At 43.0% G+C, this 12,219-nt stretch carries 12 protein-coding genes; 9 read left to right on the forward strand and 3 right to left on the reverse strand.

Annotated elements, in window-relative coordinates:
• The 5 genes from QZ998_RS11025 to QZ998_RS11045 form a co-directional block, all read left to right on the forward strand.
• A partial coding sequence (locus QZ998_RS11025) for a cation-translocating P-type ATPase (RefSeq protein ID WP_296560576.1) occupies positions 1-1,341 on the forward strand: 1,341 nt, incomplete at its 5' end.
• A gap of 351 nt (positions 1,342-1,692) precedes the next feature.
• Positions 1,693-2,016, forward strand: a complete 324-nt coding sequence (locus QZ998_RS11030; protein ID WP_296560577.1) for a cupin domain-containing protein — start codon at positions 1,693-1,695, stop codon at positions 2,014-2,016.
• Positions 2,017-2,094: 78 nt separating this feature from the next.
• Positions 2,095-3,054, forward strand: coding sequence for a D-2-hydroxyacid dehydrogenase (locus tag QZ998_RS11035; RefSeq protein ID WP_296560579.1), 960 nt, complete (start codon positions 2,095-2,097; stop codon positions 3,052-3,054).
• A 138-nt stretch (positions 3,055-3,192) separates the two neighbouring features.
• The gene (locus QZ998_RS11040) at positions 3,193-4,089 is read left to right on the forward strand and encodes a PAS domain S-box protein (RefSeq protein ID WP_296560580.1); all 897 of its coding nucleotides are present in this window, start codon (positions 3,193-3,195) and stop codon (positions 4,087-4,089) included.
• Positions 4,090-4,149: 60 nt separating this feature from the next.
• Complete coding sequence (locus tag QZ998_RS11045) at positions 4,150-5,505, forward strand: bifunctional diguanylate cyclase/phosphodiesterase (RefSeq protein ID WP_296560582.1); 1,356 nt, start codon at positions 4,150-4,152, stop codon at positions 5,503-5,505.
• A 167-nt stretch (positions 5,506-5,672) separates the two neighbouring features.
• Here the strand turns inward: QZ998_RS11045 and QZ998_RS11050 are convergent, their stop codons facing one another.
• Together QZ998_RS11050 and QZ998_RS11055 are read right to left on the reverse strand one after the other, a co-directional pair.
• Positions 5,673-5,804, reverse strand: a complete 132-nt coding sequence (locus QZ998_RS11050; protein WP_296560584.1) for a hypothetical protein — start codon at positions 5,802-5,804, stop codon at positions 5,673-5,675.
• A gap of 73 nt (positions 5,805-5,877) precedes the next feature.
• Positions 5,878-6,831, reverse strand: a complete 954-nt coding sequence (locus QZ998_RS11055) for a helix-turn-helix transcriptional regulator (protein WP_296560586.1) — start codon at positions 6,829-6,831, stop codon at positions 5,878-5,880.
• A gap of 206 nt (positions 6,832-7,037) precedes the next feature.
• Between QZ998_RS11055 and modA the strand changes: the two genes are divergently transcribed.
• The 3 genes from modA to QZ998_RS11070 are packed head-to-tail and all read left to right on the forward strand — an operon-like array spanning position 7,038 to position 9,583.
• Positions 7,038-7,832: a molybdate ABC transporter substrate-binding protein gene (gene modA / locus QZ998_RS11060; protein WP_296560587.1), complete on the forward strand. Its 795-nt coding sequence runs from the start codon at positions 7,038-7,040 to the stop codon at positions 7,830-7,832.
• A gap of 3 nt (positions 7,833-7,835) precedes the next feature.
• Positions 7,836-8,507 (forward strand): molybdate ABC transporter permease subunit, encoded by a 672-nt coding sequence (modB, locus tag QZ998_RS11065; RefSeq protein ID WP_296560588.1) that lies wholly within the window; start codon positions 7,836-7,838, stop codon positions 8,505-8,507.
• Positions 8,508-8,512: 5 nt separating this feature from the next.
• Positions 8,513-9,583 (forward strand): ATP-binding cassette domain-containing protein, encoded by a 1,071-nt coding sequence (locus QZ998_RS11070; RefSeq protein ID WP_296560590.1) that lies wholly within the window; start codon positions 8,513-8,515, stop codon positions 9,581-9,583.
• Positions 9,584-9,665: 82 nt separating this feature from the next.
• On the opposite strand, the gene QZ998_RS11075 is transcribed toward QZ998_RS11070, so the two are convergent.
• Positions 9,666-11,012, reverse strand: a complete 1,347-nt coding sequence (locus tag QZ998_RS11075) for a DUF2252 domain-containing protein (protein ID WP_296560591.1) — start codon at positions 11,010-11,012, stop codon at positions 9,666-9,668.
• 229 nt (positions 11,013-11,241) lie between these two features.
• Between QZ998_RS11075 and QZ998_RS11080 the strand changes: the two genes are divergently transcribed.
• Positions 11,242-12,201 carry an NAD(P)/FAD-dependent oxidoreductase gene (locus QZ998_RS11080; protein WP_296560592.1) on the forward strand — a complete coding sequence of 320 codons (960 nt, stop codon included), beginning with the start codon at positions 11,242-11,244 and terminating at the stop codon, positions 12,199-12,201.
• Positions 12,202-12,219: the final 18 nt, after the last annotated feature.

Raw genomic sequence — 12,219 nt, forward strand, 5'->3', positions numbered from 1 at the left:
ACGACATTGCAATACATCGATGAGAAAGCTGTTGTTTTTACCAAGGGTGCTATGGATGTTCTCTTGATACGTTCAACACATATCGAGACAGCAGAAGGAGTTCGTCCGATAACACAGGCAGATAAAGAACTTTATAATAAAATGAATTTTGAACTTGCAGATCAAGGTTTGCGTGTACTAGCCTTTGCATGGAAAGAAGTTGAGGTAGAAACACTAACATTAGCCCATGAAGATGAGATGATACTTTTTGGATTAGTTGCTATGATGGATCCACCAAGAGTTGAATCTAAAGCTGCGGTAGAAAGCTGTTTAGTAGCAGGGATAAAACCGATTATGATTACTGGGGATCATAAAGTGACGGCATCGGCAATAGCTCGACAAATTGGTATTCTAAGAGAAGGCGATCAAGCAATAGAAGGTGCAGACATTGAAAATCTGAAAGAGGATGAACTGATTGCTTTAGTACCCAAAATATCAGTCTATGCAAGGGTATCACCCGAACATAAAATACGTATTGTTAGTGCTTGGCAAGCCCTTGGACATGTTGTTGCTATGACGGGAGATGGTGTTAATGATGCGCCAGCCCTTAAATGTGCAGATATCGGTATTGCCATGGGGATCTCAGGAACAGAAGTGGCAAAGGATGCCGCAAGTATGGTTTTAACAGATGATAATTTTTCGACGATTATCAAGGCTATTAGTAATGGCAGAAGTATTTTTGGCAATATAAAAAATGCGATACGATTTTTGCTATCGGGCAATACCGCTGGAATCCTGGCCGTAGTTTATGCCTCGATTGTGGGTTTAGCAGCACCTTTTTCAGCAGTTCATTTACTCTTTATTAACCTTCTGACAGATAGTTTGCCTGCAATAGCTATCGGGCTTGAGCCGGCTCAAGATGGGTTGATGAGAGATAAGCCTAGAGATGCAAGCAAACCTATCCTTGATAAGAATTTCGGATTACAGGTGCTTTTCGAAGGCTCAATTATTGCAATTGTCACTATGACTGCTTTTTATTTAGGTTATCAGACCGGAGGTCAGGGTGCAGGAATGACAATGGCCTTTGCAACATTAAGCTTATCACGCCTTGTTCATGGCTTGAACTGTCGTACGGACGCTCCGCTTTCGCTAAGAACATTGTTGATTAATCCATATAGCTACTTAGCTTTGCTTTCAGGGGCTTTATTGTTAGCAGCTGTTCTATTCCTAGAACCGTTGCAAAAAATATTCGAAATAAGCGTTTTAAATAGCCAGCTATACATGAGTATTGTGCTTTTTTCGATAGTCCCTCTAATCGTGGTACAGATTGTCAAGCGCATAAAAGTGATGTTACGTAAATAATGTGATGCCGAGATCACAATTTCTCATCGGGAACTTCGCAAAAACGAAGATTGGAATTCCAGCATTATTAAACTGAATGTCAAGCCAGCGTTTAGCGACAAAACTAATTTCTTTGATTTCATCAACTCACTATGATCATAAAAACTTTTGCAAAAAAAGTTCAATCGATTTGCATTTGATTATGGTTGATAGAATCAACCAACGGGTGATTTTATCAAGAATGTTCGAAAAAAGACCATAACCAATGCAAATATTAATGGTTCGGTCTTTTTAAACCGCTTAAATGTGGGTATAATATTTACATCGTAGATTGGAATGAACGTAGGAGTGAAAAGAAAAGGAGAAAACAATATGATTGAGCAGATTTTTACACTAACAGGTGGAAATGAGAAGGTCGTTGAAAAGGTAATTCTGGATGAAAACCTTCATTACATGCATGTGATTATTAATCAGAGTGATGGATTTCCCGAGCATTATACTAATGCTGTGGTGTATATGACGGTGATGCGGGGAATAGTTTCGCTGCAGCTGGGTGATCAGGATTATTACGCTTATCCGGCAGGCACGGTATTAAAAATACCATCAAATACCAAGATGATTCTTAATAACTTTAATCCGGAAACCCTCGAGTTGATTTTAATCAAGGCGCCGCCACCGGATGTGCTGCCCGAATAAGGAGAGCTGTAGTTGCAGCATCGATATAAAGCATTGGTATAAATAAGAGCCAAATTTACACAGGAACAGGTGACAAAAATGGAAATAGTCGTATTGGATGGATATGCATTAAATCCTGGCGATCTCAGCTGGGATGGTCTTAAAAAATTGGGAGCGGTTACGGTTTATGATCGGACGGCGGAAGTCGAGGTTGTTAAGCGGATCGGCACTGCCGAAATCGTGTTTACCAACAAAACCCCGATCACCAAAGAAACATTGGCAGTCTGCCAACAGCTCAAATATATCGGGGTGCTAGCCACCGGTTACAACATCGTTGATGTCCTTGCGGCCAAAGAACGGTTTATAGCTGTGACCAATATTCCCAGCTATGGTACGAATGCGGTGTCTCAATTTGCGATCGCCCTGCTGATGGAATTGTGCCACCGGATTGGCGATCATTCGGCGTCAGTACTTTCTGGTGACTGGACCAATAACCCCGATTGGAGCTACTGGAATTATCCGCTGATTGAACTGAGTGGAAAAACGATGGGGATTATTGGCTTTGGTAAAATCGGTCAGCGCACTGGTCATATTGCTCAGGCGCTGGGGATGAAGGTGCTGGCTAATGATCTTGATAAACAGCCGGAGTTGGAATCAGAAACCTGTCAATACGTCACTCAGGATGAATTGTTTGTATCAGCCGATGTGATTGTTCTTCATTGTCCGCTTTTTGACGAGACCCGGGGTATCATCAATACTGAAAATATTAAAAAAATGAAGGATGGCGTTTTAATTATCAATAATTCCCGCGGCCAGCTGATTGTTGAAGAGGATTTGCGTGATGCCCTCAATAGCGGTAAGGTGGGTGGCGCGGCGGTCGATGTGGTATCTAGCGAGCCGATCAGACTAACCAACCCATTGCTCGAGGCCAAAAATATCATCATTACGCCGCATATTTCCTGGGCACCCCGGGAAAGTCGGCAACGCCTGATGGACATTGCCGTTGATAATCTGACCTGTTTTCTGGCCGGCGAAAAACGAAATGTAGTAAATCGCTAACCATTATAACAGAGACAACACTTGCCGGTTGCAACCAGAAAAGGGAGCATTTCAAAAAGACTAGTTAAGCATCATATTATTTTTAGGATAGTCATAGTAAATTTTTAAATAAACAGACAAGCTAAAGAGGATACACCGATGAATAGAGAGAAAATAAAAGCATTTTTTGATTCAGTAATTAATCGAGATGCAGTTGCCAGTGATGACACTACTGGCATTGAATTTTGGAGCAATAAAATCTTTTCCTTGCTGTCGTTTTTCTTAATATTTTTAGGCGGCCCGATCCTTCTTTACGGATCATATCTGTTTTATATCGATGGATATGTTATTCTGGCGATGGTTGAAGCGATGGTTTTTTTGGTCATTGTTTTTGCGATCTATAATAAAAAGTTGCGAACTGATACTAGAAAATTTCTGATTATATTGAGTATCTATGTGGTCAGTATCGTGTTGCTTGTTTATACCGGCCCCTATGGTGCCGGGATGATCAGTGTGGTTTTTTCGTTTGTGTTGTCGGTAGCGCTGTTAAATAAAAAACGGAATCGGATATTTTTCGCCATTAATCTGAATGTTTTCGTAATTTTGACCGTGCTGCTTTATTTGGATGTTTTCAACGGTCTGGCGATTGAAGTATTTAACAACTACTGGCTGGTCAATGCCTTCACGGCACAGATTGTCATCTTGGGTTTAAGCTATTTATTCACAATGATTTTTGATGGGCTGGAAAGCCAGACTCAAAAAATTATCGAATCGAAGACTTTGATTGCCGAACGCGAAGAAAAATATCGGTTATTGGCAGATACCACCGCGGATATGATCTGGGTGTACAATGTTAGTACCGGAAAATTTGTCTATATCAGCCCATCAATCAAGGATTTGCGCGGTTTTACTGTCGAAGAAGCGATGGCTCAGCACTTTGTCGATAAGCTGGCATTTGACAGTGGCCATCACTTTATGGAAGAAATTTCCCGCACCACCGAGGAGTTTATTGCCGAACCAGACAACCCGAAGCGATACATTTATGAGGTTCAGTAACCATGTAAGAATGGTGAGATCATCTGGGTTGAGACCTCATCGCGATATCGCTATAATGGCTTGGGTGAGATCGAGATTGTCAGTTCCAGCCGTAACATTAATGAACGAAAATTGAAAGAAGAAGAAATCCGCTATATTGATTTTCATGATCCGCTGACCGGTTTGTTGAATCGCAAGGCGCTTAGTAAAAGTTTTGCGGATGTAAAAGCAAAAAAAGGCAAAAAGTCAGTCATCCTTGTCAACATTGATAATTTCCGGGTGATCAACGACGCGCTTGGCCATCATGAGGGCGATCAGGTGCTTCTGGAAATGGCCAGTAAAATCCTCAAATGCGTTGGTATCAGTGGCTTAGTTTATCGCTATGGCGGTGATGAGTATGTCATTATTGTCGAGTCCCATGATTGGCAGTTTGTTGAGCAGTTGGCATCGCAGGTGTTTAAGTCAATTTCGACCCAGTTTATGGTGGCAAGGCGGCTTTTCTATTTAACCGCCAGCATTGGCATCAGTTTTGGATCAGAAACAGAAGGCCTCGAACAAACCGTTAAAAATGCTGATACGGCTTTATATGCGGCCAAAAAAGAAAGAAATAAAATTGTTATCTATGTACCAGAAATGGATCAAACCCGAACCCGGGAAGCAATCTTGGAAAAAGATATGAAAGTCGCCCTTGAAAAAGGAGAATTTGAGCTCCACTTTCAGCCCATTTATGACATTAACAAGGGGGTGTTTAATCACGCTGAAGCGCTGTTGCGCTGGAATCACCCCTATCTGGGGAGGATTTCGCCGGCTGACTTTATCCCGATCGCTGAAAAAAGCAAATTGATCATTCCCATTACCGACTGGGTCATCCGGGAAGCTTGTCAAGCGGTCAGAAACTGGCAAGATATGGGCATTAAGGAAATGACCGTCAGCATTAATATTTCACTATTGTCATTTGAAAATCGCGGGACCGAGCTGGTCGAGTCAGTCGCTAGCGGAATCTATCAGGCTGGTATCAAACCGGCCTTTGTTAAACTAGAAATAACCGAGAGCATTCTGATTCGTGATACCGAAGAAATCGTCAAGGTGTTTTATGAATTAAAGCAAATGGGGGTCAAACTGGCGCTTGATGATTTTGGAACCGGCTACTCTTCCTTTGGTTGTATGAAAGATCTGCCCCTGGATATTATTAAATTGGATCGCTCGCTGATTAGTAACATGGTAACCGATGAGCGGGAGCAAATGATTGCAGAATCGATGATTACGATAATCCATGGTCTGGGCATTCAGGTTGTTGCCGAGGGTGTCGAGACGGAGGAACAACTGGAATTCCTGAAAAAATTCGGTTGTGATTTCATCCAAGGATATCTTTTCAGCCGTCCGCTGACAACGGTTGCTTTTATTGATTATTGTTTTTCGAAGATGGAACCAGGTTAGCACCAAGTATCATGTTCGCAAAGTGCTTGTATCCAGCGCTGAAAGATGCATCTAAAAATATTTTTAATGAAGCAGAGAGGGTGACATCACCGGCAAGATAGAGTTGAAAATAGTATCAAAAAACATCAAAGCCCGAAGCTTTGATGTTTTTTTCGTGGTGTGATCGTTTAGCCAGGTAGTGATGCTGTAATCAGGAAGCCACCGTAAAAAGCCAGAAAGCTTACGACTAGCGTGGCCAGTACATAAATAATCGCACTGAGGATCCGGTTATTCTGAAGCAACACAAAGTCTTCAAACATAAAGGCTGAAAAGGTGGTGGATTGCGCTTTGTTTATTATTTTGACAAAATTATACTAGTAAAAAATAGCAATCCTAAATTTCCGCCACAATATTACCCATCTCTGAAACGTCATATCCGCCAATACCAATCACTTCATTTTTGTACTCGTCCGAACGGAGGATTTCCAGCATCATCTGAATCGATGGCAAATATAAATCTTCTTTCTTGATAACCAACTCATATCGTTCTTTTTGTAAAGGGATAAAATCGATATGATCAACCTGTCTGGCGATTTTTTCATTTCCCACCGCCACATCTGCGGCGCCACGACCAACAGCGCTGGCGACAGCCAGATGGGATTGGCTTTCCCGGCGATAACCTTTAATCGTTCTGCTGTCAATTCCCAATAGCCGTAAATTTTCATCAAGCAATACCCGGGAACCAGCACCCTTTTCGCGATTGATCATGGTGATGTCGGGTCGTTTTAAATCCGTCCAGGTTTGAATGTTCTTCGGATTTCCCTTGGCAACATAAAAACCCTGCATGCGATATACAAGATGAATGATAATAGTAGGGATACCGGGAAGAAGTCTCCGCACATAGGGAACATTGTATTGTCCGGTGTCGCTATCCCATAAGTGTGCAGTTGCAACCTGAACCTTTCCATAATAAAGAGAGACTAAGCTGCTGTAGCTTCCAGTGTAGGCGCGGAGTACGCGTAGACCATTTGATTGGTGTTCAATAAAATTGGACAAAACATCGAGGATGATATCCTGGCCACAGATCACCAGATCATTAGGAATCGAATCAATTTGTGGCGGTTGGTTTTCTATCCTTGATTCCTGATCATTAGGAGGTAAGGCAACCGATTGAATACTTTTAGATTTTTCAATATAGGCTTCAACGTCACTCAAAGCAAATCGGATTTTTCTACCAACCTTATATGAATTGATTTCTCCTCGTTTAACTAAGTCATAAACCGTGTTTTTTCCAACCTTTAACAGCTCAGCGACTTCCTGAGTGTTTAACGCAATGCGATCTGTCATAGAAACATCCTTTCTAAGGGTAAAATAGATTATTTTCATTTATTATATCACGTTTCGTACTAAATGGTATAGTTTTATATTGACAATGCTATTAATATAAATTAAAATAGGACGAAATGATACATAAATTGTATTTCTATATCACATTATGTTTCGATTCGTTCGTTTTGGTCATATGCATAGAACAGTGAAAAGAGGAAATTATTATGAAAAAGAACATGATTTTGGTATTGCTGGTGTTAGTTTTGACAGTTTTATCTGGTTGTCGTGCAAGTCAGACCACTAATTCTAAAGATAACAGTGCGTCTGAACCTCAAAAGACACTCACCGTCGCCGCGGCTTCTGATTTAACTAAAGCGTTCACGGAAGTTGGGGCAGCGTTTGAAGAGGCTAATAATTGTAAAGTAACATTCTCTTTTGGTTCAACCGGTACCTTATCTGAACAAGTTGTCAATGGTGCTCCCTTTGATGTGTTTGCATCGGCCAGCCAGACTGTGATGGATGATCTGGACAGTAAAGGTTTTATTGTGTCAGAGACTAAACAACTTTATGCTTTAGGTAGAATTGGGCTGGTTACCATGAAAAATAGCTTAATTGAAGCAAAAACGATGGAGGATTTATTAAATCCGGAAACTAAAAAAATTGCCATTGCTAACCCTGACCATGCACCTTATGGATTGGCGGCTAAACAGGCTCTAACGACGGCTGGTTTGTGGGAAGCGCTGGAACCAAAGCTGGTTTATGGTAATAATATTTCGGATACACTGAGTCTAATCACAACTGGTAACGCCGATACCGGGTTTGTAGCACTATCACTCAATGATCAAGCAACGTTGAATTTCAGTTTGATCGATGCAAAAATGCACAATCCCCTGAAACAATCAATGGCCGTGATAAAAGGCACAAAGGAAGAAGAGCTCGGTAAAAAATTTGTTGAGTATGTTAACAGTGAGCAAGGCAGAGAAATCATGAGTCGTTATGGCTTTGTCACTACTGAATGATAGATGGATAGCATCAATTTATTTCCCTTATACTTGTCTTTGGCGGTTTCACTTTGCTCAACCCTCATCAGTCTTGTCATCGGCCTGCCGATTGCCTATTTTTTAAGCTGTAAGCGTGGCAGGGTAGTAAACTTTTTAGACACCTTGACGAGTCTACCGATTGTTCTACCGCCAACCGTGCTTGGTTATTATTTACTGGTCCTACTTGGCCGACAATCACCGGTTGGTCAATTTTTAGAAAACAGCTTGGGTATCATGCTGGTATTTACACCCGTTGGAGTAGTAATTGCGGCGACGATTGTATCAATTCCTTACCTGATTAAATCCTCTAAGACGGCATTTCTTGAAATCAATGAGGACTATCTAAATGCGGCCCGTTTGCTCGGAAGAAACGAATTTAATATTTTCTTGACCATTATTATTCCAATCTCATGGCGGGGAATTGTTGCTGGTCTGACCATGTGCTTTATGCGAGCACTGGGCGATTTTGGGACGACCCTGATGATCGGTGGCAATATTCCCGGGCAGACAAGCACCATGCCAATTGCCATCTATAATGCCCTTCAGGCCGGGAATAAAGATATGGCAAATATGCTTGTCTTAATCATGACTGGCATTGCAGTGATGGTGTTGTTTATTATTAATAGTATGGAACAAAAAGTAAAAAGGGGGTGAAGCGTGTGTTAGAGGTATCAATTGAGCATAACTTGGGATCTTTTAATCTGGATGTTTCGTTTTCCTTAAACAAAGGCGTTTTAGGATTACTGGGTTCATCTGGCTGTGGTAAAAGTATGACGCTTAAGACCATTGCTGGATTTTTTGCCCCAGATAATGGCGAGATAAAACTTAATGGTGAGATTTTTTATTCGTCAAAGCAGAAAATAAATCTGCCCTCCCGAAAAAGAAAGATCGGCTATGTGTTTCAAAATTATGCCTTATTTCCACACATGACAGTTTATAAAAATATTGACTACGGTATCAAGCATCTAAAAAAAGATGAGCGATACAAAAAAGTAAATGAAATGATTACCCGGATGCAATTAGAGGGACTGTCCAATCATTATCCGTCGCAGCTTTCCGGTGGTCAGCAACAACGAACCGCGCTGGCACGGACACTCATCGCAGAACCGGATTTATTGTTACTGGATGAACCGTTCTCTGCTTTGGATGCCCATGTCAAGCAGTTGCTGGAAATTGAACTGATAGAACTTATCAAAAATAGTTATAATGGGATTGTCTTACTGGTGACCCATGACATTGAAGAAGCTTACCGTATCTGTGATCAGATCATGATTATCGAAAAGGGCATGAATTACCCGGTGATGGGTAAAAAGGATTTAATTTGTCATCCGCCTAACTTAACAGCGGCAATGATTACCGGCTGTAAAAATTTCCTGGATGTGACGCTTATTGATGAAAGCGACGAAAACCTGAGATTGCAATCGGGTCGTCTGATTTTTGATGCAGTAAAGCCAGTTCAACCGGTTGATGGGATGATGACTGCCGGGATCCGAGCCCATCATTTGCGTTTTGTACCAAAAGACTCAGTCAACGACAATAATTATGCAGTTGAAGTAGTTGAAGTCATTGAAGGGGTGTATTCAAATACCATCATTGTTAATTGCTCGGGTTGTGTCCTGAGAGTTGAAACATCGAAAACCTTTGATTTTGGTATGCCGGAGGAGTGGTTACTCCACATTCCTGCAAAACGGGTGTTTTTAATTAAACGCGATCAAAGGGATAAACATTGAGTAAGGGAAAACGGTGAAACATGATGGCGTAAAAAAGAAAGCCCCGAATTAATCGGTGCTTTCTTTTTTTATGGCTGATCGACTACCTGACAAATTTCTCATAGTCTTGATAGACTTGGCGGGAATAATCATAGCACCACTTAACAATGGCTTTATCGAAGGCCTCGCATTTACCGATGTAGCCAGCCACATAGTTGGCGTTGGGGCTTTGGGCGTGAGCGCGGGCCAGCAACAGGCCGCAGCCTTCGACGTACTCCAGGAAACCCTGGCTGGTCAGTTCATTCATTTCAAAGGAGCCCTTCATATCGCGGAATTGACGGACGTAGAAATCGCGGTCGTTGGCCTGAAAATGGCCTAGAAAAGGATCGGAGTAGGCCTGCAGAATTTGCTGACAGGTGGTGACCCGTAGGCCGTTGTTTTTTTCGGGGTTAAGATTTCCCAGCGGTGAGCCAACAATGGGATTGTAACGGGACACTACCGATTGGGCAGCTTCTTTAATCTGGAGCACCAGGTGGCTGGCGTTTTCACAGGTTAACACCAGCAGATAGCAACGGGTGCCAACACTGCCGACGCCAACCACCCGGCGCGCCACGTCAGTTAAGAGATGCTGTGATAGCAGCAGGGCAATGTCGGGGCGGACGGTTTTTTTATAGGCTTCAAAAGCGGCTTCAACATCACCGGCCAGGGCGGGATCGAGATGGGTGAGGACCGGAGGCTTTTCGGTGAAAACCCGGCGGCCATAGGCGTCATTTTGTGTCATCTTAGAGATTACCTGCTCGGAGTTTCGGTTTTTGGCTTTTTTGATGACCTTCTTATAGGTTGCCTTGCTTTTTTTTGATGCCGAGTCGAGAATATCAGCCTCACTAATACTGCTGTAGTAACGATTCAATGAGCTTGTTTTTAGTAATTTACGGAGTTCATAGCGGTAGTGTAGAGCCGCTTTAGTGGCAGCCTCCTTGACCTGCTCGTCCCGCATTCCCAGGTCTTCGCCACAGAGGATAATGCTGGTGATCAGCCGTTTCAGATCCCATTCCCAGGGGCCGGGGGCGGCCTCGTCAAAATCGTTGAGGTCAAAAACCAGCTGCCGTTCGGGGGAGGCATACAGGCCGAAATTATTAATGTGGGCATCACCACAGATAATCAGTGGTGCCCCCGTAATAGCCTGATGGGACAGGTCATGAGCCATGATCAGAGCGGTACCCCGGTAAAAAGTAAAGGGTGAAACCGACATCCGTTCCCGCCGCAGATCGATCAGCTCGGGCAGCCGGGTACGGTTCTGTTCTGCGATCATGGCATTGACATCCCGGTCAACTGGAATAAAGGTACCCTGGTTTACAAAGGTGATAACGGTGCGGGCGGCTTTACCTTTTTGCCGCAGAGCCGCAGCTGTGGGGATTATTTGATTGGGGTTGAGTCCATATAAAATCATTTCTACCTCCGGTGATAAATTTGTGATTATTTGATTGTGAAATGGCAAAGCTTTAAACGGATAGCTTGGTTTTGGTGGTGTTATTATACCTGTTGTTGGCCAGAATAAACAATGATGGGACAAAATGATGAAAAATTGATCGGTTCTCTGGTTGTAATTATAATGATTCGGGGTATAATTAGAAGATAATGTCAACAACAAAAAAACGAGCGCAAAAGAGGGAACAGTTATGGAATTTGATGCGATTATTATTGGTGGGGGATTGTCCGGCCTGACCGCCGCGAGTCTGTTAGCCAAAAGCAGATTAAAGGTTGCGGTGATTGAAAAAAGCTATAATCCCGGGGGCTCCTGCGGGATTTTTAAACGCAATGGCGCGACCTTCGATATTGGCGCGGCAATGCTGTTTGGATTTGGCGAAAAGGGCTTTAACGCCCATCGCTTTGTTTTTAATTGTCTGGAAGAACCGCTCGAGGTGGTGAAGCATGATCTGCTTTACTGTATGCACTTCAAGGGCCATGTGATTCGCTTTGGGGACGACATCAGTGCGTTTGCAGCCCAGCTGGGAACGATTTTCCCTTCGGAACAGGCCAATATCGGGCGGTTTTATCGGGATCTCGAAAAAATGTATAACAATGTGATGGTCGCCAATCCCAATTATACTAGCCCAGATGAAACCGACGCCCGCGGCGCCCTCAAAAGTCTAATTAAACATCCGCTCTCTTATGCCCGGTTTCTGGGCTACTTAAATAAAAGCGCCCGCAGTCTGCTGGAAAAGTATTTCAGCGATCCGGAGATTTTCAAGTTTTTTGATAAGATAACTTCGACCTATTGCTATGCCACTCTCGAAGAATCTCCGGCGGTGCTGGCAGCGGTGATGTTTGTCGACAATCATCTCGGTGGCAGCTATTATCCGGCCGGTTCGACCATTTTTCTGCCCGGTAAGCTGGAGCAGGTAATTGAAGAAAACGGTGGCACGATGGTGTTTGAACAGGAGGTCACGAAGATTGTTTTTGAGCATAACCGGCCGGTAGGGGTCGAACTCAGTAGTGGGGAAATACTTTTTGGTCAGGATCTGATTTATTCAGCCCGGATTTCGAGTAACAGGGTCTGCAGGCCGCAAAAATACAGCATTCCCCGTTTTTTTTCTGTCACTACCTTCTTTCATTCACTGAGGTTTTCCGGCGTTTAACCAGATCGACAATCCCGA

Source organism: uncultured Acetobacterium sp. (genome assembly GCF_927416815.1).
GTDB lineage: Bacteria > Bacillota > Clostridia > Eubacteriales > Eubacteriaceae > Acetobacterium.

Excerpts from the sequence above, each read along its gene's own strand:
- QZ998_RS11055 (WP_296560586.1), bottom strand. The coding sequence starts at position 6,831 with ATGACAGATCGCATTGCGTTAAACACTCAGGAAGTCGCTGAGCTGTTA.
- QZ998_RS11075 (WP_296560591.1), bottom strand. The coding sequence starts at position 11,012 with ATGATTTTATATGGACTCAACCCCAATCAAATAATCCCCACAGCTGCG.
- modA (WP_296560587.1), top strand. The coding sequence starts at position 7,038 with ATGAAAAAGAACATGATTTTGGTATTGCTGGTGTTAGTTTTGACAGTT.
- QZ998_RS11040 (WP_296560580.1), top strand. The coding sequence starts at position 3,193 with ATGAATAGAGAGAAAATAAAAGCATTTTTTGATTCAGTAATTAATCGA.
- QZ998_RS11080 (WP_296560592.1), top strand. The coding sequence starts at position 11,242 with ATGGAATTTGATGCGATTATTATTGGTGGGGGATTGTCCGGCCTGACC.
- QZ998_RS11030 (WP_296560577.1), top strand. The coding sequence starts at position 1,693 with ATGATTGAGCAGATTTTTACACTAACAGGTGGAAATGAGAAGGTCGTT.
- modB (WP_296560588.1), top strand. The coding sequence starts at position 7,836 with ATGGATAGCATCAATTTATTTCCCTTATACTTGTCTTTGGCGGTTTCA.
- QZ998_RS11035 (WP_296560579.1), top strand. The coding sequence starts at position 2,095 with ATGGAAATAGTCGTATTGGATGGATATGCATTAAATCCTGGCGATCTC.
- QZ998_RS11050 (WP_296560584.1), bottom strand. The coding sequence starts at position 5,804 with ATGTTTGAAGACTTTGTGTTGCTTCAGAATAACCGGATCCTCAGTGCG.